The sequence below is a fragment of the Micromonospora sp. NPDC049366 genome (assembly GCF_044466625.1).
Lineage (GTDB): Bacteria > Actinomycetota > Actinomycetes > Mycobacteriales > Micromonosporaceae > Micromonospora.
In genome coordinates this window covers 221487-243844 of sequence record NZ_JBITMV010000003.1, presented here as the reverse complement: position 1 = coordinate 243844, position 22358 = coordinate 221487, and the positions used below count along the sequence as shown (strand labels likewise).

Below are 22358 nucleotides of genomic sequence, written 5' to 3'. Positions count from 1 at the left end.
AGGTCTCTCCTTCATCGGTGGGACTGACCGCAGCGCTGCGGTCGCGCCGACGACCGGCACGGTGGGCACCGACGGCGGCGAGCAGGAGTGGGCCGGTTGGCCGGGGGGTCAGGACGACGGACGGGTACGCGCCGCCCTCCGACGGCGGCGCAGCAGCAGCGCGACGACCGGCACGAGCAGCACGCCGCCGACGATCGGGGCGATCTGCGCCGCGGCGCGGCGACCGAGGTGCGGTTCACTCGCCGGCGGGGCGTCACCCAGCACCCAGTCCTGCGTACGGCGGTCCGGCCCGTACACCGCGCGTTGCCCGTCGGGGCCGGTCGCCAGCGCCCGGTACCCGGGGTCCAGATCGGTGAGCAGCCGGAGGTCGAGGCGTGCGACACCGACCGGTCCCGGGCAGGTGTAGTCGACGGTGACGCCGGACTTCGCGAGGTCGCTCGGCGGCTTGACGGTCCCGACGCACGCCCGGCCACCGCTCGTGAGCGTCATCTGCCGCAGCACGTAGTCCACGAACTGCGTCGACGGTCCGAGCACGGTCGCGTCCGCGGGTTCGAAGAAGACCGCCCCGTCGAGGGTGACGCGGTCGGCCGGCAGCAACCCGAGGTGCACGCCGAGCAGGGTCAGGTCGTCGAGGCCGCCGGCCCGCCAGCGGACGTGCACGACCTCGGGTCGCGCCGGGTCGGCGGCGACGGCCACGGTCTGCGGGTCACCGAACGGGTGCGCCCCGGCCGGGGTGGCCGGGGCGAGCAGGGTCAGGGTGAACGCCACCGACGCGAGGAGGCTCGCCACGCAACGGCGGGGCGAGCGTTCGGGTGTGGACACTGCCGACGCTCCGGTCTACGGGTGCGGTGGCACGCCGGAGGGCGCGACCGGTCACGCACCCTGCCTGCTCCCGGCGAACGGGCCGGCCGACCCGGATGAGAAGCGAGCGCTGTGCGGGTGAACAGTTAGGGGATCACCGGTGATTCAGAGGACGCGGGTGACCCGTTCGGCAGCGGCCAGCGCGTCCCGGCGCGACGCGTCCACATTGGTGGCCAGCACCACGGACGCCCCGGCGGACAGCGGCGCGAGCAGCCACTTCAGCGGCTGCTCGTGCTCGGCCACGTCGACCAGGAGGCGGTCACCGGCCCGCAGACCCCACCTGTCGGCCAGCTCGCGGGCGAGGCCACCCCACTGGTCGTAGGTGGTGCCGTCGGGGCTGGCCGCGTCGGTCGGCCGGACGGCCGCGTGGTCGGGCGGGGCGTCGCTGTGCCGCAACACCTCCGCGGACCAGTCCAGCCAGCCCACCGGCACGTCGACCAGCGCGCCCGGGCCGGTGCCGACGAGGTAACGGTGGGTCCCCTCGGGCACGTCCTCCAGCCAGTCGTCCAGCCGCTCCGGCGTCACGAACACCGCGTCGTACGGCAGGTCCCCGCCCGGTTCGAGCACCGGCAGGCCGGCGGTCGCCCGCGGCCGGAACGACACCGCGAGCCCGAGCGACCAGGCGCCCAGCAGCACCGCGGCGGTACGCCAGTGCGGCGGCAGCAGCGCCGCCACCCGGTCACCCGGGGCGAGCCGACAGCCGTCGCGCAGCAGCGCCGCGCCGCGCGCCGCCCAGTGGCCGAGCTGCTGCGCGGTCAGGTCGACACGCTCGCCGGTGGCGGCGTCGAGCCACGTGAGCAGGGGGCGGTCGGCGTCGACCGGCGACGCGACGGTGGGCAGGGCCGGCAGGTCGGCCGTGACGGTCGGTTGCATCTCCACGCTCCCCGGTGCGACTGCCCACCCACCCTACCGACGGGCACCCCGCATCCGCCTTCGCCGCCTGTTCACGTCCCGGCAAGGTGCTGCTCCCCCGCAGGTGTCAGCCTCCGACCGGGCACGACCAACGGAGGACGTCCTTGACAGTGAGAAGAACCCTCACCGCGCTCACCGCGCTCACCGCGGCCGGCGTCGCGGCGGCCAGCCTGACCGGCGCCACCTCGGCGTCGGCCGGTGGGCACCACCACCCGAGCACGCCACTCGCCTTCGACCGGGTCGCCACCTACCCGGTCTTCCAGAACCGGCCGGCCGGCGCGGACCCCGCGTCCCCGACCGTCGCCGAGATCTCGACCGTCACGCCCGACGGCCGCACGCTGATCTACACGGACGCGCTGGGACGCCGCATCGGCTTCCTCGACATCTCCCGCGCCGAACGGCCCCGTGGCCTCGGCACCCTCTCGCTCGCGCAGCTCGGCGACGCCGAGGACGAGCCGACGTCGGTCAGCGTGGTCGGGAAGTACGTGCTGGTCGTCGTCAACACCAGCCGCAGCTACACCGAGCCGTCCGGTCGGCTGGACGTCATCGAGCTGGCCAGCCGCGAGCGCGTCGCCAGCTTCGACCTGGGCGGCCAGCCCGACTCGATCGCGATCAGCAAGGACCAGCGGTTCGCGGCCATCGCCATCGAGAACGAGCGCGACGAGGAGGCCACCCCGCCCGGTGGCGACGAGGGCGACCTGCCCCAGCTCCCCGCCGGCTTCGTGCAGATCGTCGACCTGACCGGCCGGTCGCCGGCCGGCTGGCGGCTGCGGCCGGTGCCGCTGACCGCCGCCGACGGCACCGCGCTGCCCGCGATGGTCGCGGCCGGGATCACCGAGCCGACCGACCCGGAGCCGGAGTACGTCTCGATCAACGGCCGCAACCAGCTCGCGGTCACCCTGCAGGAGAACAACGGCATCGCCCTGATCGACCTGCCCACCGGCCGGATCACGAAGGTGTTCAGCGCCGGCACCGCCACGGTCAGCGGGATCGACACCAAGAAGGACGGTGTCATCGACCTCACCGGCTCGATCACCGACGTGCCGCGTGAGCCGGACGCGGTGGCCTGGGTCGACGACCGGTACCTGGCCACAGCGAACGAGGGCGACTGGCGGGGCGGCAGCCGCGGCTGGTCGGTCTTCGACAGCCGCACCGGCGCCGTCGCCTGGGACGCCGGCAACACCTTCGAGCGGCTCGCCGTCACGTACGGGCTGCACAACGAGGACCGGGCCGGCAAGAAGGGGACCGAGCCGGAGGGCGTCGCCGTCGCCGAGTACGACGGTGTCCGCTACGGCTTCGTCGGCTCGGAGCGCAGCAACTTCGTGGCCGTGTACGACCTCAGCAACCCGACCCGGCCGGTCTTCCGGCAGGTGCTGCCCTCCACGAACGGGCCGGAGGGGCTGCTGCCCATCCCGTCCCGGGGGCTGATCGCCATCTCCAGTGAGGAGGACGACGCCTCGGTCAACGTCCGGGCTTCCGTCTCCCTCTACCAGCTGGGCAAGGGCACGCCGGCCTTCCCGACCATCGTGTCCGCGAACGACGGGCAGGGCACGCCGATCGGGTGGGGGGCGCTGGGCGCGCTGAGCGCGGTGCCGGGCAAGCCGGACCAGCTGTACAGCGTCACCGACGCCGCGTACAGCTCCACGCGGATCCTCACCATCGACGCCCAGCGGACCCCGGCCGTGATCACCGGCGCCCTGCCGGTCCGCGACGCGGCCGGCCAGCCGGTCGGTTACGACGCCGAGGGTGTCTTCGCCCGCCCACAGGGCGGCTTCTGGCTGGCCGTCGAGGGCGCCAAGGGCCCGGAGAACAAGCTGGTCCGCCTCGACGCGGCCGGGGTGACGAAGCAGGTCGTGCCGCTACCGGCGGACGTGGCCGGCGGGCTCGCCAAGCAGGGCCTGGAGGGCGTCACCGCCACCACCGACCGGCAGGGCCGGGAGATCGTGTGGGTGGCCGTGCAGCGTGAGGTCGCCACCGACCCGGCCGGTGTCGTCCGGCTCGGCCGGTACGACGTGCAGGCGGGCACCTGGAGCTGGTACGGCTACCAGTTGGGCAGCACCACCGTGCCCGGCGACTGGATCGGCCTGTCCGAGATCACCGTGGTCGGCGACCGGCTCGCGGTCATCGAGCGGGACAAGCTGAACGGCCCGAACGCGGCCCTCAAGCGGGTCTACACCGTGCCGATGCCGAGCACCGCCGCGACCGACGGGCCGCTGCGGATCCTGCCGAAGACGCTCGCGGTCGACGTGCTGCCCGCGCTGCGGGAGACGAACGGCTGGACGCAGGAGAAGCTGGAGGGGCTGACCGTGGCCGGCAACGGCCAGGTGTACGCCATCACCGACAACGACGCCGTCCAGGACGCCACCGGCGAGACGGTGTTCCTCCGGCTCGGCCCCACCCGAAAGGTCTTCGGCCGAGGCTGACCCGACCACCCGAAGGCCCGGCGCCCACCACTCACCCGGTGGACGCCGGGCCTTCGTCGATCATGCAGTTGTGGTGCCTCACACAAGGGGCGAAGCGGGATCGATCCGGCACCACACGTGCATGATCGCCGGGACGGGGGGCGGGGGCTGGGGGGCGCGGGGGGGGTGGGTTAGGGGTGGGGGTGGTGGAGGTGGCGGGTGCGGCGGCCGGCGTTGGTGAAACCCAGCCGGCGGTAGAGGGCGGCGGCCGGGTTGTCGTCGTTCACGCACAGCCACACCGCGTCCGCGCCGTCCTCCGCCAGCGACCGCAACGCCCGCACCACCAGGTACGCGCCGAGCCCGCGCCCGCGCCACTGCGGCACCACGCCCACCTGGTCGACCCACGTGCCGAGGACGTTGACGAACCCGACGGCCCGTCCGTCCGGCCCCCGGGCCAACAGGGACAGGTCGGGCCGGTACTCGTCGTCCGCGCGCAGCTCGCCCAGCCACTCCTCCGGCTCGGGCGCGTCGAAGCCGGGCCGGTCGGCGAACGACGCTCGGTAGGTCTCGAACAGCTCCGGGCCGATCTCCCAGGTCACCGGTTCGACGCGGACCCCGGCGGGCGCCGCCACCTCCGGCAGGGCACCGAGGTCGTGCCGCAGCACCCACTCCATGAACGTCCGGTCGAGGCCCCGCGCGGCGAAGAGCGCGTCCCCGCCCGCGCTCGCCGTCTCCGTGGTCACCAGCAGATCGGCGTCCCCGGCCTGCTCCTGCGCCCAGCCGAGCAGCCGCGTGCCGAGCCCGCGCCCCCGCCAGAGCGGACGCACGAGGCCCGTCGCGGTGACCGGCCGCCGATCGACGCCGACCCCGACGGCCGCGACCAGCTCACCGCCGTGCCACGCGCCGAGGGTGCGGGCCTGTAGCAGGCGCGCCCGCAGCAGCGGCGGCCGGGCGAACAGGGGCAGCCCTCCGTCGACGGCGAGGCACGCCTCGGCCAGCCCGGTCAGGGCCGGGAGGTGCTCCTCGCCGAGGGTTGTCCAGGTGAGCGTCGTCGTGTCCACCGTCGTCCTTCGTCGTCCGCCGCGGCCCCGTCGGCCGCGTCCCGGTGCGCCAGTAGGCGCGACGACCAGCGCCGACGTCAACCGGATTCAGCGGGACCCGGGCCTGCGCTCGGACCCCGTCCGCGACGAGCAGGCCGGCCGCGACGAGGGCTCGCGCGCCTCAGGCGTCGGGCAGCGCGGGGCCGCCGTCGAGGATCGGGGCGAGCAGATCGCCCGACTTCTCCACCCGCTGCAACACCTCGCCCGCCGTGTACGGCTTCGTCGCCGGTCGTTTCCCGGCGGCGCCCGCCGCCACCTCGTCCCAGGTCAGCGGCGTCGACACGGACGGCACCGACTGGGCCCGCAACGAGTACGGCGCCACCGTGGTCTTGGCCGCGCTGTTCTGACTCCAGTCGATGAACACCTTGCCGGGGCGCAGGTTCTTCGCCATCTTCGACACGACCAGCTTCGGGTGCGTCCGCTCCAACTCCTGGGCGATCCGCCGGGCGTACGCGGACACGTCGTCGGAGGAGCGCGTGCCGTCGACCGGGCAGCAGAGCTGCATGCCCTTCTTGCCGGAGGTCTTCGGGTAGCTGTCGATGCCGTCCTCGGCGAGCCGGTCGCGCATCAGCAGCGCCACCTGACAGCACTGCTTGAGCGCCGCGGGCGCGCCCGGGTCCAGGTCGACGACCATCATGTCCGGGTGCTCGCCGACCTTCCACTGCGGCGTGTGCAGCTCCAACGCGGCCAGGTTGGCCAGCCACACCAGGGTGGGCAGGTCGTCGCAGACCACGTAGTCGATGGTCTCCCGCCCCTTGCTCGACCCGGGGGCGGGCAGCGTCTCGGTGCGTACCCAGTCGGGGGTCGCGGCGGGCTTGTTCTTCTCGAAGAACGAGTTGCCGTCCACCCCGTTGGGGAAGCGGATGCGGGTCAACGGCCGGTCCCGCAGGTGCGGCAGGAGCACCGGGGCGATCCGCGTGTAGTAGTCGATCACCTCGCCCTTGGTGAACCCGGCGGCGGGATACAGCACCTTGTCGAGGTTGGACACCTCCAGCGGACGCCCCTCGACGTCCACCCGGAGCCGGTCAGCCGGCATCGTCGACCTCCTCGGGCGGCTTGTCCGGTCGCAGCCGGAGCACCCGGGGGAACCGTAACCGCCCGTCGGGGGTGCGCTGGCCGTACTTCACCTCCACCACGACCTGGGGCCTTACCCAGATCGCGCCCCGGGCATCCTCGCGCGGCACGTCACCGGCGAACGGCGAGTCCGGTGCCCGCAGCGGCTCCAACTCGGCGAGGAGCTGCCGTTCGATGGCGGCGCCGATGCCGCCGCCGACCCGGCCCCGGAAGGTGAGCCGGCCGTCCGGGCGGGGCACCCCGACCAGCAGACCGCCGAGCCGGCGGGCGCCCGGCCGCCAACCGCCGATGACGAAGTCGCCGGTGATCTCCAGCTTGACTTTCACCCAGTCCGGCGAGCGGACGCCCGGCCGGTAGACCGACCCGAGCCGTTTCGCCATCACCCCCTCCAGGCCGTGCTCGCCGGCCGCCTGGTAGGTGGCCGGCCCGTCGGGGAAGGTGGGCGGGACCGCCCAGCGCGCGCCGCCCAGCCCCAGGCCGTCGAGGGCCTCCCGGCGGCGCTCGTACGGCCAGCCGGTCAGGCTCTCACCGTCGAGCCGCAGCAGGTCGAAGATCATGTACGTCACGGGCATGACCGCCGCGAGCCGGGCCGCCTTGTTCCGGTCCCGGACGTGCATGCGCTCGGCCAGCGCGGTGAACGACGGCTGCCCGTCGGTGAACAGGACCACCTCGCCGTCGAGCAGAGCGTCGCCGACCTGGGTGCGCAGGGTGGCCAGTTCCGGGTAGGCGGCGGTGATCTCCACGCCGGAGCGCGCGTACAGCTGCTGGCGGCCGCCGGAGATGTCGGCGAGGGCACGGACCCCGTCCCACTTGAACTCGTATGCCCAGCCGGCACCCGCCGGGAGCTGCCCGGTCATCGCGAGCATCGGCTTCAGGGGTGCGCCGGGCACCTCCTGACTGTAGTTCGCCGCCGAAGTCCTCGCGCAGGCTTCGATCATTTGCGATCCTGGGCTTTACCGGGGAGAGGAGCCGGCATGCGTGCCATCTGGAAGGGAGCGGTCTCGTTCGGGCTGGTCTCGATCGCGGTCAAGCTCTACTCCGCCACGGAGGAGAAGGACATCCGGTTCCACCAGGTCCACCGGGAGGACGGCGGCCGGATCCGCTACAAGCGCACCTGCTCGATCTGCGGCGAGGAGGTGACCTACGACGACATCGCCAAGGGCTACGACCTCGGCGGCGGCGAATTGGTCATCCTCACCGACGAGGACTTCGCCGAGCTGCCGCTGAGCACCTCGCACGCGATCGACGTGCTGGAGTTCGTCCCGGCCGAGCAGGTCGACCCGATCCTCTACAACAAGGCGTACTTCCTGGAGCCGGAGGGCACGGCGACCAAGCCGTACGTGCTGCTGCGGGACGCGCTGCTCGACTCCGAGCGGGTCGCGATCGTCAAGGTGGCCCTGCGTCAGCGGGAGCAGCTCGCCACCCTGCGGGTCCGTGAGGGTGTGCTGCTGCTCAACACGATGCTCTGGCCGGACGAGGTGCGTACCCCCGACTTCGGTTTCCTGGACGAGGACCTGAAGGTCCGTCCCCCGGAGCTGGCGATGGCCAGCTCGCTGATCGACTCGATGACCGGCGAGTTCGAGCCGGACGCGTTCACCGACGACTACCGGGCCGCGTTGCAGGAGGTCATCGACGCCAAGGTGGAGGGCCGGGAGGTGGTCCAGCCGGAGGAGGTCGAGGAGGCCCCGGCGGCGGCGGTGGACCTGATGGCCGCGCTGAAGGCGTCGGTGGACCGGGCCCGGGCAGCGCGCGGCGAGCAGCCGGCCCGCGGCGGCGGGGCCGCCGAGCCCACCCCGATCTCGTCGGCCCGCTCGGCGCAGAAGGCCGCCGCGCAGAAGAAGGCGACCAAGGCCCCGGCCAAGAAGGCCGCCGAGAAGAAGGCCGCGCCGAAGAAGGCGGCGGCCAAGAAGACCACCGCGAAGAAGACCGGCGAGGCCGCGAAGAAGACCACCAAGAAGACGACCCCGAAGAAGACCGCCTGACCTCTCCCGGCCTTGCCTTGACGTCGGCGGCAAGGTCTAGCGTCGACCCGACGCCACCGGCGAGGGAGGTCCGATGCTGATCGGCGAGCTGGCGGAGCGTGCCGGCACGAGCACCCGGGCGCTGCGCTACTACGAGACGCACGGGCTGGTCCGCCCGGCCCGCTCGGCGAACGGCTACCGCGTCTACGACGAGGCCGAGCTGCACGTCGTACGCGAGATCCGGTCCCTGCTCGCGGTCGGGTTCGGGCTGGACGACATCCGTCCGTTCGTGGCCTGCCTGCGCGCCGGCAACGCCGCCGGGCACGTGTGCCCGGATTCGGTGGCGGTGCTGCGCCGCAAGCTCGCCGAGGTCGACGCGGGCATCGCGCGGCTGCACGTGGTCCGGCAGGAGTTGCGGGACCAGCTCGCCCACGCCAGGAAACAGCGGGAGGAAACATGCCTGAGGTTGCGCACGCCGCCCTCGTCACCGTGACCGACGACTCCTTCGACGGCACCGTGCTGGCCGCCGACCGTCCCGTGGTGGTCGACGTCTGGGCCGAATGGTGCCCGCCCTGCCACGCCATCTCCCGCAGCCTCGCGGAGCTGGCCGAGGAGTTCGCCGGACGGCTGACCATCGCCACGCTCGACTCCGACGAGAATCCGGCCACCACCCGCCGCTACCAGGTCATGTCGCTGCCGACCCTGCTGGTGTTCCGACGCGGCGAGCTGGTCGGGTCGCTCGTCGGTGCGCGGCCGAAGAACCACCTGCGCCAGGCGCTGGAACGCCACCTCGAGGAGTGAACGGGCACGCCGTCGCCCCCGTTGGGTAGGCTCCGCCGGCCGCCCACCCTCCGGAGGAGACCCGTGCCGTACACCCCTGACCTGGACCGGTTGCTGGCGCCCGGCGCGCGCTTCGCCGACGAACACCGCACGTACGTCATCGAGGCGCACGACGTGGACGACATCGTCCTGCCGACCGGCCAGGTGGTGGGCTGCGACCCGCTCGTCTGCCCGGAGAGCGACCCGTTCACGGTGACCGTGCCGCCGGGGCGGCACCGGGCCCGCGCCTGGGTGGCGGTGGTCCTCGCCGACGGCGCCGAGGTGGATCGGCGGGTGGCGGCGCTGGAGCTGGTAGTGGTGGACGACGAGCCGACGGTCAGCTGGGAGCTTGCCCTCGTCGGCGACCAGGACCCGGCCCGGCTGGGCGCCGACGATTACTACGGCTACGGGGTGGACGCCGGCACCGGCACGTTGGCCGACGTGGCGGCGCTGCGGGTGCTGGAGGACTGGACCTACGAGCGGGTCGAGGAGGTCTTCATCCCGGCCACGATCCCGGCGGAGCCGGTGCCCGGACTGATCACCGCGGTCCTGGACGAGACGACCGGCGCGAACGTCGTCACGGTCAGCTCGGGCTGGGGTGACGGCTGCTACGGGACCTGGATCGGGCGGGCCGCCGACGGGCGGGTGACCTCGTTCGTGACGGATTTCATGGTGGTCCCGGACGACCCGACGCCGCGCTGACGACCCTGTTCGGCGGCCCGATACGTGATCGTCACCGATCCGGGGAGGGCACGGTGGGCGTCCGGGCAGGTACCGTGTGCGTCGACTTTCTCCCCCCGGCACCGTGCCGGCCACACCTTCGCAGCAGGGAGTCGACGCCGTGAGCGAGCGTACGCAGAACCGGACCAAGTCGGAGCGGCGGTTGGCCGCCCAGCTTGCCGAACAGAAGGCCGCCGAGGCGAAGCGCCGCCGGCAGGCCTGGATCGGCGGGCTCGCCGGCGTGGCCGTGGTGGCGGTGCTGATCACCGTCTTCGTGATCGTCGGGCAGGGGAACGACGACGACGCGGCCCCGCAGGCCGGCGCGAGCCCGTCGGCGTCCGCCGCGCTGGACGAGCAGCCCACCGCGCCGCCCGCCCCGCAGCTGCCGGAGGGCGCCGACCCGGCCCTGGCCACCCGGCCGGAGGTCAAGGCGGGCACGGGTGACCTGACCAAGCTCACCGTCACCCCGCTGATCAAGGGCACCGGCCCGGCGGTGAAGGCCGGTCAGACGATCACCACGAACTACGTGGGCGTCTTCTACAAGGACGGCAAGGAGTTCGACGCCTCCTGGAACAGCGGCCAGCCGGCCAGCTTCCCGATCGGCGTCGGCCAGGTCATCAAGGGCTGGGACCAGGGGCTCGTCGGGGTCACCGTCGGCAGCCGGGTGCAGCTCGACATCCCGGCCGACCTGGCGTACGGCAACGACGGCGCGGGCGGCCGGCCGGCGGGCCCGCTGCGCTTCGTGGTGGACGTGCTCGACGCGCAGTAGTCCGGGCGGGGGCCCGGCGCTCGGCCGGGCCCTGCACCTGCCGGTGGTGCGGTTGATGACAGAGGGCTTCCAACCCGTCACACCCTCCCGATAGGTTCACTGGCGGCGGTGCCCGGACGACGCGGACGCGGAGGTGCACGTGACGGCACTGGACAGCCTCGGGCGGACCGCCCGCGTGTTGTGGACGCACTACGAGCCCGTGCACGCCGTCACCTACTTCCACCCCCGGGCGCGGGCCGCCTACGAGGCGGCCGGCCTGCGCGGCTACTGGCGGGGCTACTTCGCCGGCCGGGCCGCCCCGCTCGGCGAGACCGGGCCCGCCCCGGTGATCGCCGCGTTCTTCAGCTTCGCGCCACCGATGGTCACCCGGGCGCTGCCGGCGGTCTGGCGGCTGGCCACCCCGCAGGAGGCGCTGCGGGCCCGGCTCACCGGCGCCGTGCAGGCGCTGGCCGAGTTGACCTACGAGCTGCCCGAGGCGCACCTGGTCGAGGCGGCCGACCTGCTGGAGGCGGCCGCCGGAGCGGTCGAGACGGCCGGGCGGGTGCTCGGCGCGGCCAACGCCGCGCTGCCCGCCGGCGAATACCCGCTGGCCCGGCTCTGGCAGGCCGCCACCACGCTTCGGGAGCACCGGGGCGACGGGCACGTCGCCGCCCTCGTCGCCGCCGACCTCGACCCGGTCGAGACGCTCGCCTGGCGGGTCGCGGTCGACATCCCGGCGCGGCACCTGCTGGGCCGGGGCTGGTTGGAGGACCAGTGGGCCGCCGCCCGTGGCCGGCTGCGCGCCCGGGGCTGGCTCGACGTGGACGGCGTGCCCACTGAGCGGGGCCGGGCCGAGTTCCAGGCGATCGAGGACGCCACCGATGCCGCGGCGGCGCGGCCGTGGCGGGCGCTGGGGGCCGACCGCGCCGACCGGCTGCGCGACCTGCTCGACCCGATCGCCCGGGCGGCGCACAGCGTGATCCCGACGGACAGCCCGATCGGCCTGCCGGCGCCCGGCGCCTGACGTCCGCCCGGTGGGGCAGGATGGGCACGTGGTGGATGCGGTGATCTTCGACCTGGACGGCGTGATCGTGGACTCCGAGCCGGTGTGGGAGGAGGTCCGGCGGGCGTACGTGGCGGCGCACGGCGGGACGTGGCAGTCGGACACCCAGCGCCGGCTGATGGGGATGAGCACGGGTGAGTGGGCCCGCTACCTGAGCGACGAGCTGGGCGTCGACCGTGGGGCCGACCAGGTGGCCCGGGAGGTCGTCGACGAGATGGCGCAGCGCTACGCGGCGCGCGTACCGGTGATCGACGACGCCGACCAGGTGGTGCGCCGGTTGGCGGCGCGGTGGCCGCTGGGGCTGGCCAGCTCCTCGCCGACCCGGCTGATCGCGGCGACGCTGGCCGCGACCGGCCTGACCGAGGTGTTCGGCGCGACCCTGTCGACGGAGGAGACGGCGCGGGGCAAGCCGGCGCCGGACGTCTACCTCGCCGTGGCGGAGCGGCTGGGGGTGGACCCGGCGCGCTGCGCCGCCGTCGAGGACTCGTCCAACGGCGTACGCTCCGCGGCCGCCGCGGGGATGCGCGTGGTGGCGGTGCCGCACGGGTCGTACCCCCTGGATCCGGACGCGGCGACGCTCGCCGCGGTGACCCTCGGGTCGATCCACGAGCTGACCGTGGAGACCGTCGCCACGCTCGGCTGACCCCCGTCCGTCCCCGGCCTGCCCGGTTGCCCGGTTACCGCCCGCCCGTCCGGCTGCCCGGATCCCGGGCGGGCCCTGCGGCATGGGCCCGGACGGGCCGGGTACCGCAGCCGGGCGGCGCCCCACGCCGCCGGAGCCGCGGGAGTGAGGAGACGGTCATGAAGGCGATCGTGTACGAGCGCACCGGCGACCCGTCGGTGCTCCAGCTGGTCGACCGGCCGGTGCCGGAGCCGGGGCGCGGCGAGGTCCTGGTCCGGATGGCGGTTTCCGGGGTGAACCCGACGGATGTGAAGTCCCGCCAGCAGGGTCCGATGCCGGCCGACTGGCAGATCCCCGACCAGGACGGCGCGGGTGTCGTCGAGGCCGTCGGCGAGGGCGTCGATCAGGAGCTGCTCGGCGAACGGGTGTGGATCTGGGACGCCGCCTGGCAGCGGCCGTGGGGCACGAGCGCCGAGTACACGGTGGTGCCGGTCCGGCAGGCGGTGCGCCTGGGCGACGCCTCGTTCGACCTGGGCGCGTGCCTCGGTGTCCCGTTCCGCACCGCGCACCGCTGCCTGACCGCCGGCGAGTTCATGCCGGACGCGCTGCACGCCGGCGCGTTGACCGACCACACCGTGCTGGTGCAGGGCGGGGCGGGCGCGGTCGGCAACGCCGCCATTCAGCTCGCCCGGTGGGGGGAGGCCACGGTCATCGCGACGGTGAGCAGCGCGGAGAAGGCACAGCTCGCGGCGGCGGCCGGTGCCTCCCACGTGATCAACTATCGGGAGCAGGACGTGGTCGAGGAGGTCCGCAAGATCGCGCCCGACGGGGTGCACGCCGTCGTGGAGGTCGCCGCGGCGACGAACATGGAGGTCGACGCGCGGGTGATGCACGAGGCGGGAACGGTCTCCATCTACGCGTCCGACGGCGGCGACGAGATGAACGTGCCGACCATGCCGCTGATGCTCTCGAACGCCCGCCTTCAGTTCGTGATGCTCTTCAAGACGCCGAAGGCGGCCAAGGCGCAGGCGGTCCACGACATCGCCGCGGCGGCCGCGCAGGACGGGATCCGGGTGGGCGCGGACGCCGGCCTGCCGCTGCACCGGCATCCGCTTGCCGCGGCCGCGCAGGCGCACCAGGCGGTGGAGGACTCGACGGTCGGCCGTGTGTTGATCACCACGAGCGATCAGTGACACAACCGGGCTGAGCTGGGAGGATTCGGTTCACGGGTGAGGAGATTTCCCCGTCATCGGGACGTAGGCGAACAAGTCTCGCAATAATGGCATTGCGGGTCGCCCCGCATGGAACGGGCGGCCCCGGCGCGGTGCGAACGCCGGGGCCGCCCCTGGGGAGGAAAGTCTGCCGGGAGTTGCTCCTACCCGTACAGGCGTCCACCCGCGGAAGAACGTTACGGGCCGGCCAGCTCCTTGACCGTCAGTTCGCCCTCCGCGTACCGCGAACGGACGACCTTTTTGTCGAACTTGCCGACGCTCGTCTTGGGGACGGCGTCGATGAAGGCCCAACGCTCGGGCAGCTGCCAGCGGGCCACCGACATGGACAGGAAGTCGCGCAACTCCTCCGCCGTGACCGTGGCGCCCTCGCGGACCACCACCGTCGCCAGCGGCCGCTCGTCCCAGCGCTCGTCCGGCACCCCGACCACGCAGGCCTCCAGCACCGCCGGGTGCCCCATCAGGGCGTTCTCCAGCTCCACCGATGAGATCCACTCGCCGCCGGACTTGATGACGTCCTTCGCCCGGTCGGTGAGCGTGATGTAGCCGTCCGGGGACAGCATCCCCACGTCACCGGTGCGCAGCCAACCGTCGCGGAACTTCTCCTCGTCCGGGGTCTCGTCGCCCACGTACCGCGCGGTCACCCACGGGCCGCGGACCTCCAGCTCACCCACGGATGTCCCGTCGGCGGGCAGCGGCTCCCCCGCCGGCCCGACGATCCGCGCCTGGACCCCGGCCGGGATGCGGCCCTGCGTGTAGCGGTAGCGCCAGGCCTCCTCGCCGGTCGCCCCGGCCGGCGGACGGGAGACCGAGCCCAGCGGGGACATCTCCGTCATGCCCCAGGCGTGGATGACCCGGATGTCGTGCCGGTCCGCGAACGCGTGCATCAGGGCCGGCGGGCAGGCGGACCCGCCCACGATGACCTCCGTGAGCGACGAGGTGTCGACATCGTGGTTGTCCAGGTAGGCCAGCAGGTCGGTCCAGATGGTCGGCACCGCGCCGGCCAGGGTCGGGCGCTCGGCGGCGATCATCTCGGCGATCGGCGCGGCCTGGAGGAACCGGTCCGGCATGATCAGCGAGGCGCCGGAGAGGAACGCGGCGAACGGCAGCCCCCAGGACATCGCGTGGAACATCGGCACGATGGCCAACTCCCGGTCGGTCGGCCCGAGACCGAAGCCCTCCGGCATGCACACCTGGAGGGAGTGCAGGTAGATGGAGCGGTGCGAGTAGGCCACGCCCTTCGGGTTGCCGGTCGTGCCGGACGTGTAGCAGAGGGCGGCGGCATCGCGCTCGTCCACCTCCGGCCAGTCGTACGTGTCGGGGCGGCCGGCGAGCAGCGCGTCCCACGTGTGCACGGTGATCCGGTCGCCGGCCGCCTCCACCAGCGGGGCCGGGTCGCCGCCGCCGACCACCACCACGTGCCGCACGGTGGTCATCTGGCCGATGGCCCGGGCCAGCAGGGGGATCAGCGTCGTGTCCACCAGCACCACCCGGTCCTCGGCGTGGTTGGCGATGTAGGCGACCTGGTCGGGGAAGAGGCGCAGGTTGAGGGTGTGCAGCACGGCACCCATGCTCGGCACCGCGAAGTAGGCCACCAGGTGCTCGTTGTTGTTCCACATGAAGGTGGCGACCCGTTCGTCGCCGGTCACGCCGCACTCGGCGCGCAACCCGTGGGCGAGCCGGGCCGCGTCCCGGCCGACCTCGGCGTACGTCATCCGGCGGGGCTCGGCGCCGGTCCACGTGACCACCTCGGCGGTGCCGTGCACGGTGGCGCCGTGTTCGAGGATCCGGGCGACCTGAAGGTGGGCGTCCATCATCGTGCTACGCATGGGTCACAAGTTAGTGTCGCCGGTCACATGTTGGGAACCCCGGAAAGCCGCCCGGCCCCCGCCGCGCCTCGTAAATTGTCCGGGTGAGCATCTCCTGGGCGGACTCGTACGTCGGGCAGCTTCGAGCGCTCGCCGGGGACCGGACGCTGATGTTCGTCGGCGCCCGTGCCGTGGTGCGGGACAACGCGGGCCGCATCCTGCTGATCCGACGCTCCGACAACGGCCAGTGGGCGATGCCGGCGGGCGCGATGGAGCTGGGCGAGTCGATCGCCGACTGCGCGGTGCGCGAGGTCCGCGAGGAGACCGGGCTGCGGGCGCTGCGGGTGAGCGCGTTCGCCCTCTACACCGGCCCGGACCGCACCCACACCAACATGTACGGCCACACGTACCAGATCTTCACCACGGCGTTCCGCGTCGAGGAGTGGGACGGCACCCTGGCCCGGATGACCGACGAGACCACCGACGCCGGGTTCTTCGACCGGGACCGGCTGCCGGCGCCGCTCTCGACGTCGGTGCCGGAGACCCTGGCCGACCTGGACGTCTTCGAACAGACGAACCGGCTGATCCTCAAGTAGCCGGAGCCACCCGAGGACCAGCCGGTCCCGAAGGGTCAGACGGTCGGGTCCGTCGGCTCCTCCGACTGCTGCACGTAGCGGAACCAGACGTCGGCGTCGGCCCGGTCGTCACGCCACTGCCCGCTGGACGTGGTCACCGTGCCGTGGACGGTGAACGCCTCGTCGGCCGCACCGCCCGCGGCCACCATGGGGAGGGTGAGGCCGGCCGTCGCGCCGGCCTCCAGGGGGCCCGCCGTGCAGACGACCGGGTTGCCGGAGAGGTCGCACTGCCAGTCGGTGGTGCCGGACGGCGGTGCCACGTCGAGGGTCACCCCGGCCGGCCGCTCGACCGTGAGCCGCAGGTCCTCGGCCGGGCCGCTGCCGTTGTTGCGGACGGTGAAGGTGGGCGAGATCGCCCCACCGGTGGTCGGTACCTCGACCTCCGGCCAGACCCCGGTGTCGAGGCCCGGCAGCAGACCCAGGTCCGGCAGGTACGCGTACGTGCTGGCCGCCGTGTCCGCGTTGTTGGTCCGGGAGACCTCGCGGGCACTGGTGGACGCGGTCGCGGTCAGGGTGGCGACCGTGCCGGCAGCGGCGTCGGGCAGGGTGAGGTACATGCGCAGCGGTTCGGCCGACCCGCCGGCGGCCACCGGCCCGTAGACGTGGGTGCAGACGAAGGTGGTGTGGTCGCAGGCCCAGCTGGGGTCCCCGGCGATCCGGCTGCCGGCCGGCGCCTTGACCGCCACGGTGATGTCCTCGACGGTCGCCGCGCCGATGTTGTCGACGGCGACGTCCAAGCGCACCCGTGCGCCGTCGGCCGTGATCATCGCGTCGGTGGTGGCGAGGTCGAGCCGGAGGTCGGGCCGGGGCGCCGGGGCAGCGGCGGCGGGTGCGGCCGGCAGCAGAGCGGCCGAGGCGGTGAGGGTGAGGATGGTGAGTCCGGTACGCAGGATGCGGTCGGAGGTCATGACGTCCCTTGTTCGCAGGGAGCCGCGCCGCGGCGTCGGCCGCAGCGCGGCATGGGCCGAACGCCCCCGTCGACGCCGGCCGGGAGCCGCCCGGGGGCGACTCCCTACAAAGGATGTTGACCGGCCTCGCCCTGTTACACCGGGGTCAGATCATCGTCTGGGACTTGGCCTCCATCTCGGCGGCGGCCTCCTCCTTCGACTCGCGGGTCAGCGGCTTGCCGCCCGGCGCGGCGGCCTCGCCGCCGAGCGGGTCGGCGCCGCCCTTCGCGCCCTCCGGACCGGTGCCGCGCAGCTGCGCGTTCGGCATCACGAGCGTGACCAGCACGGCGGCGATGGCGATCAGCCCCGCGGTCAGGAACACCTGATGCAGGCCCTCCACGAACGCACCCTGGATGGCGGCCCGGACCGGCCCGGGCAGGGCCATGATGGTCGCCGGGTCGTTGATCGAGATGTTCGTGCCGCCGCTCGCGTCGACGGCGGCCTGCTGCGCCGGCGGCAGCTGGGCGATCGCCGACGGGAGCCGCTGGCCCAGCTCGGTGGCGAGCCGCGCGGAGAGCACCGTGCCGAGGATCGCCACGCCGAACGAGCCGCCCAGCGACCGGAAGAACGTCGCCGACGAGGTGCCGGCGCCGAGGTCGCGCACCGAGACGGCGTTCTGCACGGCGAGGATCAGCGACTGCATGCAGAGACCCAGCCCGACGCCGATCACCACCATGTAGCCGAACGCCGTCCAGAGCGAGCTGTCCACGTGCAGCCGGGTGAAGAGCAACATGCCGGCGAGCAGCACCACCGAGCCGGCGACCGGGAACCACTTGTACCGGCCGATCCGGCTCATCGCCCGGCCGGTGAGGACCGACGTGACGATGATGCCCGCCATCATCGGCAGCATCAGCAGACCGCTGCGGGTCGGCGAGGCGCCCTTCACGATCTGCAGGTACAGCGGAATGAAGATGATCGAGCCGAACATCACCAGACCGAGCACGAAGGCGGCCAGGTTGGCCAGCGAGAACGTGCGGTTGCGGAAGAGCCGCAGCGGCAGGATCGGCTCGGCGACGCGGGACTCCTGGAGCAGGAACAGGACACCGAGCACCACACCGGCGGCGAAGAGCCCGAGGATGACGCCGGACGTCCAGGCGTACTCGTTGCCGCCCCAGCTCAGCGCCAGCAGCAGCGAGCTCACCCCGGCCACCAGCAGGCCGGCGCCGAGCCAGTCGATCGCGTGCTCCCGCCGCTCGAACGGGATCAGCCGCATGACGTGGTAGCAGACCACGATCGCCAGAATCGCCAACGGCACGTTGATGTAAAAGATCCAGCGCCAGTTCGTCTCGGCGAAGTACCCGCCGACCAGCGGACCGGCCACCGAGGAGATGCCGAAGACCGCGCCGAACAGGCCCTGGTAGCGGCCACGTTCACGCGGTGAGACCACGTCGGAGATGATCGTGAAGGCCAGCGTCATCAGACCACCGGCACCCAGGCCCTGGATCCCGCGGGTGACGATCAGCTGGGTCATGTTCTGCGACAACCCGGCCAGCAGCGAACCCACCAGGAACGTGCCGATCGAGAACAGGAAGACCGGACGGCGGCCGTACAGGTCGGCCATCTTGCCGTACAGGGGCGTCGACGCGGTGGACGCCAGCAGGTAGGCGGTCACCACCCACGAGTAGTGGTTGATGCCGCCCAGTTCGCCGACGATGGTCGGCAGGGCCGTACCCACGATGGTCTGGTCCAGGGCCGCCAGCAGCATGCCGGTCATCAGACCGATCATGAGCAGACGTATCTGACGGCTGTTCAGCCTCGGCGCGGCGTGAGCTTCCGTGGTCATCACGCCCTCTTTCCCACCGCACGGGGAACATGCCCCGACCAGCCGAACTCGCCCGGACGATCACGGGGCTGGCGGTCGGGAGTCCGGCCACCAACCCCGTCCGGCGGCGCCGCTCAGTGCCGACCCTCGGCGAACTCCTCGACGATCTTGGTGCAGAAGGCGGGAAGGTCGTCCGGCTTACGGCTGCTGACCAGGCCGTTGTCGGTCACGCACTCCTCGTCGACCCAGGTCGCGCCCGCGTTGGTCAGGTCGGTGCGCAGGCTCGGCCAGGACGTGATCCGGCGACCCCGCACCACGTCCGCCTCGATCAGCGTCCACGGCCCGTGGCAGATCACCCCGACCGGCTTTCCGGCGTCGAAGAACGCCCGGACGAAGCGCACCGCGTCCGCGTCGGTACGCAGGAAGTCGGGGTTCGCCACGCCGCCGGGCAGCACCAGCGCGTCGTACGCCGCGGCGTCCGCCTCGGCCGTCGTCACGTCCACGTCGTACGGCTTGGCCGGGTCGAGGTGGTTGAAGGCGCGGACGGTGCCGGGCTTCGGCGAGACCAGCTCGACCAGGGCGCCCGCCTTCTCCACCGCCTCGCGGGGCTGCACGTACTCGACCTCCTCCACCCCGTCGGCGGCCAGGAAGGCGATCCGCTTGCCGTGAAGTGTCGTCTCTGCCATCTCGATGCATCTCCTCTCCGGGGTACGTCTGGTTCCTTCCCGGAGCACCCGGGGCGAAACCGGGCAGCCGGTGACGGCCGCCACGACCCGGCTCGCCCCACCCGGCGCATCGACGGAGGCCAGGTTTGACCCCATCGGCCGGGGGGATGCGGGGAGGCATGGCAGGAGCAGCAGCGGAACAGCGCCGGCTCGCCACGGTCGTGGACAGTTGGCGGGGCCGGCCGGTCCTGGTGATCGGCGACGCCATGCTCGACGACTGGCGCTTCGCGGAGTCCGACCGACTCTGCCGGGAGGCGCCCGCGCCGGTCCTCACCCTCCGGCGGCGGATCTCCGCGGCCGGCGGCGCGGCCAACACGGCGGTGAACGTCGCCGCGCTCGGCGGGCTGGCCGTGCTGGTCGCCCCGGTCGGCGCCGACGTGGCCGGCGACGAGCTGCACGACTGCCTGGACCGGGCGGGCGTCTGGGACCGGACGGTCAACCAGCCCGGCCGGCCCACGCCGGTGAAGCGGCGGATGCTGGCCGGCAACCAGATCCTGCTCCGCGAGGACTCCGGCGAACCGGAGGACGCGCTCGACCCGGACGGGGTGAACAACCTGCTCACCGCGCTGAGCTGTGCGACCGAGGAGCTGCGCGCCGCCGCCGGTGGCGAGGCACCGACCCTGGTGGTCTGCGACTACGGCCTCGGCGCGCTGCCCGCGCCGGTGCGCGCCTGGCTGGTCGCCAACCGGGAGCGGTACGCGACGGTGGCGCTCGACGCGCACGACCTCGCCGACTGGCGGGGCCTCGCCCCGACCGTGGTGACCCCGAGCTTCGCCGAGGCGACCCGCCTGCTGGCGCGGGCCGCCGGTGCCACGCCCCGGGCCGGGGGCACGGAGCTGCACCTGGCCCACCCGGACGTGGACCCGGCCGACGGCCCGTCCGAGCTGACCGTCGGCGCCGCACCCGGTGCCGCTCGCGCGCTGCGCGAAGCCACACCGGCCAACGGCGCGCCGGCCAGCCGGGCGCCGGCCAACCGAGCGGCGGGCGGCGGCCGCTCGCGGGCAGATGACGCCGCGTCCGGCCACGATCGGGTCGGGCCGACCGCCGACACCGCCGCGCCGCCGGAGCCGGTCCCGCCCGCGGAGCGCTTCGTGCCCACCGGCGAGCCGATCCCGGGCGAGGACCGGGTCGCGATGACCGGCGACGGGCTGAGCGTGACCGGCACCGGCGTGACGGTGAACGCCGAGGCCGGCGAGGGCGTGGACCGCGCCGTGCTGGCCGAGTCGCGCCTCGCCGAGCTGCGCGAGCACACCGGCGCGGACGTGGTGGCGGTGACCCTGGACACGGACGGCGCGGTGGTCGGCGGCGCGGACGGCGAGCCCCGACGCAGCCACAGCACACCGGTGCCGGCCAGCCACGCGGTGGGGGCGGGGGACGCGTACCTGGCGGCGATGACGCTGGCGCTGGCCGCCGACGCGCCGCTGCCGACCGCCGCGCAGCTCGCCCAGCTCGCAGCGACGATCACGGTCTCCGACACCGGCACCTGCGTGTGCCGTCGGGAGGACCTGCTGAGCGCGCTGGAGGTCCCGGTGCCCGACGGTGGGCACCCGCCCGTCATCGGCGTGGACGAGCTGGCCACGGTCGTCGACGCGCACCGACGCGACGGGCGGACGGTCGTCTTCACCAACGGCTGCTTCGACGTGCTGCACCGGGGGCACGTGCGCTACCTGGAGCAGGCCCGTACGCTCGGCGACCTGCTGGTGGTCGCGGTCAACTCGGACGGCAGCGTCCGCCGGCTGAAGGGCCCGGACCGCCCGGTCAACCCGGTGGAGGATCGGGCGGAGCTGCTCGCCGCGCTCTCCTGTGTGGACCATGTGGTCGTCTTCGAGGAGGACTCCCCGGCGACCCTGATCGAGGCGCTCCGACCCGACGTGTACGTCAAGGGCGGCGACTACCCGCCGGAGATGGTCCCGGAGGCCCCGCTGGTCCGCCGCCTGGGCGGCCAGGTCCGCACCCTCGGGTACGTGCCGGACCGGTCCACCTCGCGGATCATCGAGCGGATCCGGAGGCACAGCCAGGAGCGGGAGAACGACCTGACCACGAAGCCGTCGTGAACCGGCCGCTCGACCCGGGTGCCCCGGAGCAGTTCCGCGCCGACCGGCTGGTCGACGTGCTGATCCCGACCCGTAACCGTCCCGCCGAGCTGGCGGTCACCCTCTCCGGGCTGGCCGCCCAGGAGGGCGTGCCCGGCTTCGGGGTGGTGGTCAGCGACCAGTCCGACGGGGACGCGGCGTTCCGCCACCCGGCCGCCGCCACGATGGTCCGGACGCTGCGACACCGGGGGCACCCCGTGCTGCTCACCCGCCACCTGCCGCGGCGAGGGCTGGCCGAGCACCGCGCCTCCCTGCTGGCCGCGTCGGCCGCCCGGTACGTGCTCTGCCTCGACGACGACGTCTGGCTGGAACCGGGCACCCTGCGCCGCCTGGTGACCGCCCTGACCGAGCTGGGCTGCGGGTTCGTGGGCAACGCGGTCCACGGGCTGTCCTATCTGGACGATATTCGACCGGAGACGCACGGGCACTACGAGGAGTGGATCGGCCGGCCGGAGCCGGAGCGGATCCGGCCGGGCACGCCCGCATGGGACAGGGCGCGCATCCATCCGGCCGCGAACCTGCTGCACATCACCGAGAAGCTGGCCCTGCCGGCGGGCGCCTGGCGGGCGTACAAGGTGTCGTGGATCGGCGGCTGCGTGCTGTACGACCGGGCGAAGCTGGTCGACTCGGGCGGCTTCGAGTTCTGGCGTCGGGTGCAGGAGAAGCACCAGGGCGAGGACGTCGCCGCCCAGCTCGCCGTGCTCGCCCGCCACGGCGGCGCGGGAGTCCTGCCCAGCGGGGCCTACCACCTGGAGTCGCCGACCACGGTCACCGACCGCGAGGTGGAGGCGTGGGAGGTCGTGCTCGCCGACGAGGACGCCACCCAACCCGCCTGAGACGCCGCCCGCGACGGCGGCCGTGCTGCCGTCGACGCGAG

General features: G+C 73.5%; 21 protein-coding genes. 12 read left to right on the top strand and 9 right to left on the bottom strand.

What is annotated here, in order from left to right:
• Window positions 1-108 precede the first annotated feature (108 nt).
• On the bottom strand, window positions 109-789 hold the full coding sequence (locus tag ACIBTV_RS07140) for a hypothetical protein (RefSeq protein WP_396703107.1): 681 nt from the start codon (window positions 787-789) through the stop codon (window positions 109-111).
• A gap of 177 nt (window positions 790-966) precedes the next feature.
• Window positions 967-1734, bottom strand: coding sequence for a TIGR03089 family protein (locus tag ACIBTV_RS07135; RefSeq protein WP_396703106.1), 768 nt, complete (start codon window positions 1732-1734; stop codon window positions 967-969).
• A 149-nt stretch (window positions 1735-1883) separates the two neighbouring features.
• Between ACIBTV_RS07135 and ACIBTV_RS07130 the strand changes: the two genes are divergently transcribed.
• Window positions 1884-4196: an esterase-like activity of phytase family protein gene (locus tag ACIBTV_RS07130; RefSeq protein WP_396703230.1), complete on the top strand. Its 2313-nt coding sequence runs from the start codon at window positions 1884-1886 to the stop codon at window positions 4194-4196.
• A 170-nt stretch (window positions 4197-4366) separates the two neighbouring features.
• On the opposite strand, the gene ACIBTV_RS07125 is transcribed toward ACIBTV_RS07130, so the two are convergent.
• From ACIBTV_RS07125 to ligD (ACIBTV_RS07115), 3 genes are all read right to left on the bottom strand, one after another.
• Complete coding sequence (locus ACIBTV_RS07125) at window positions 4367-5236, bottom strand: GNAT family N-acetyltransferase (protein WP_396703105.1); 870 nt, start codon at window positions 5234-5236, stop codon at window positions 4367-4369.
• Window positions 5237-5396: 160 nt separating this feature from the next.
• Window positions 5397-6311, bottom strand: a complete 915-nt coding sequence (ligD, locus tag ACIBTV_RS07120) for a non-homologous end-joining DNA ligase (protein WP_396703104.1) — start codon at window positions 6309-6311, stop codon at window positions 5397-5399.
• A complete protein-coding gene (gene ligD / locus ACIBTV_RS07115) occupies window positions 6301-7239 on the bottom strand; it encodes a non-homologous end-joining DNA ligase (RefSeq protein WP_396703103.1) in 939 nt (312 codons plus the stop codon). Before ligD (ACIBTV_RS07115) ends, ligD (ACIBTV_RS07120) begins: the two co-directional genes overlap by 11 nt.
• 84 nt (window positions 7240-7323) lie before the next feature.
• On the opposite strand from ligD (ACIBTV_RS07115), the gene ACIBTV_RS07110 reads away from it, so the two are divergent.
• The 8 genes from ACIBTV_RS07110 to ACIBTV_RS07075 all read left to right on the top strand — a co-directional run bounded on the left by ACIBTV_RS07110 (window position 7324) and on the right by ACIBTV_RS07075 (window position 13475).
• Entirely contained in the window at window positions 7324-8331 is a 1008-nt protein-coding gene (locus ACIBTV_RS07110) for a Ku protein (protein ID WP_396703102.1), read from the top strand.
• A 73-nt stretch (window positions 8332-8404) separates the two neighbouring features.
• Window positions 8405-8803 (top strand): MerR family transcriptional regulator, encoded by a 399-nt coding sequence (locus tag ACIBTV_RS07105; RefSeq protein ID WP_396703101.1) that lies wholly within the window; start codon window positions 8405-8407, stop codon window positions 8801-8803.
• Complete coding sequence (locus ACIBTV_RS07100) at window positions 8767-9111, top strand: thioredoxin family protein (protein WP_396703100.1); 345 nt, start codon at window positions 8767-8769, stop codon at window positions 9109-9111. Before ACIBTV_RS07105 ends, ACIBTV_RS07100 begins: the two co-directional genes overlap by 37 nt.
• 63 nt (window positions 9112-9174) lie before the next feature.
• The gene (locus ACIBTV_RS07095) at window positions 9175-9831 is read left to right on the top strand and encodes a DUF4241 domain-containing protein (protein ID WP_396703099.1); all 657 of its coding nucleotides are present in this window, start codon (window positions 9175-9177) and stop codon (window positions 9829-9831) included.
• Between the two features lie 103 nt (window positions 9832-9934).
• Window positions 9935-10618, top strand: coding sequence for an FKBP-type peptidyl-prolyl cis-trans isomerase (locus ACIBTV_RS07090; protein WP_396703098.1), 684 nt, complete (start codon window positions 9935-9937; stop codon window positions 10616-10618).
• Between the two features lie 178 nt (window positions 10619-10796).
• Window positions 10797-11621 carry a hypothetical protein gene (locus ACIBTV_RS07085; protein WP_396703229.1) on the top strand — a complete coding sequence of 275 codons (825 nt, stop codon included), beginning with the start codon at window positions 10797-10799 and terminating at the stop codon, window positions 11619-11621.
• A gap of 28 nt (window positions 11622-11649) precedes the next feature.
• Window positions 11650-12303: an HAD family hydrolase gene (locus ACIBTV_RS07080; protein ID WP_396703097.1), complete on the top strand. Its 654-nt coding sequence runs from the start codon at window positions 11650-11652 to the stop codon at window positions 12301-12303.
• Window positions 12304-12461: 158 nt separating this feature from the next.
• Entirely contained in the window at window positions 12462-13475 is a 1014-nt protein-coding gene (locus ACIBTV_RS07075) for an NADPH:quinone reductase (protein ID WP_396703096.1), read from the top strand.
• Window positions 13476-13690: 215 nt separating this feature from the next.
• Here the strand turns inward: ACIBTV_RS07075 and ACIBTV_RS07070 are convergent, their stop codons facing one another.
• Window positions 13691-15340 (bottom strand): fatty acid--CoA ligase, encoded by a 1650-nt coding sequence (locus ACIBTV_RS07070; RefSeq protein ID WP_396703095.1) that lies wholly within the window; start codon window positions 15338-15340, stop codon window positions 13691-13693.
• 83 nt (window positions 15341-15423) lie between these two features.
• Between ACIBTV_RS07070 and ACIBTV_RS07065 the strand changes: the two genes are divergently transcribed.
• Window positions 15424-15915, top strand: a complete 492-nt coding sequence (locus ACIBTV_RS07065) for an NUDIX domain-containing protein (protein WP_396703094.1) — start codon at window positions 15424-15426, stop codon at window positions 15913-15915.
• A 35-nt stretch (window positions 15916-15950) separates the two neighbouring features.
• On the opposite strand, the gene ACIBTV_RS07060 is transcribed toward ACIBTV_RS07065, so the two are convergent.
• The 3 genes from ACIBTV_RS07060 to ACIBTV_RS07050 all read right to left on the bottom strand — a co-directional run bounded on the left by ACIBTV_RS07060 (window position 15951) and on the right by ACIBTV_RS07050 (window position 19349).
• Window positions 15951-16862, bottom strand: a complete 912-nt coding sequence (locus ACIBTV_RS07060) for a hypothetical protein (protein WP_396703093.1) — start codon at window positions 16860-16862, stop codon at window positions 15951-15953.
• Window positions 16863-17007: 145 nt separating this feature from the next.
• A complete protein-coding gene (locus ACIBTV_RS07055) occupies window positions 17008-18684 on the bottom strand; it encodes an MDR family MFS transporter (RefSeq protein WP_396703092.1) in 1677 nt (558 codons plus the stop codon).
• 113 nt (window positions 18685-18797) lie between these two features.
• The gene (locus tag ACIBTV_RS07050; RefSeq protein ID WP_396703091.1) at window positions 18798-19349 is read right to left on the bottom strand and encodes a type 1 glutamine amidotransferase domain-containing protein; all 552 of its coding nucleotides are present in this window, start codon (window positions 19347-19349) and stop codon (window positions 18798-18800) included.
• Window positions 19350-19507: 158 nt separating this feature from the next.
• Between ACIBTV_RS07050 and rfaE2 the strand changes: the two genes are divergently transcribed.
• Window positions 19508-21442 carry a D-glycero-beta-D-manno-heptose 1-phosphate adenylyltransferase gene (gene rfaE2 / locus ACIBTV_RS07045; RefSeq protein WP_396703090.1) on the top strand — a complete coding sequence of 645 codons (1935 nt, stop codon included), beginning with the start codon at window positions 19508-19510 and terminating at the stop codon, window positions 21440-21442.
• Entirely contained in the window at window positions 21439-22317 is an 879-nt protein-coding gene (locus tag ACIBTV_RS07040) for a glycosyltransferase family 2 protein (RefSeq protein WP_396703089.1), read from the top strand. The genes rfaE2 and ACIBTV_RS07040 overlap by 4 nt, the downstream gene beginning before the upstream one ends.
• Window positions 22318-22358 lie beyond the last annotated feature (41 nt).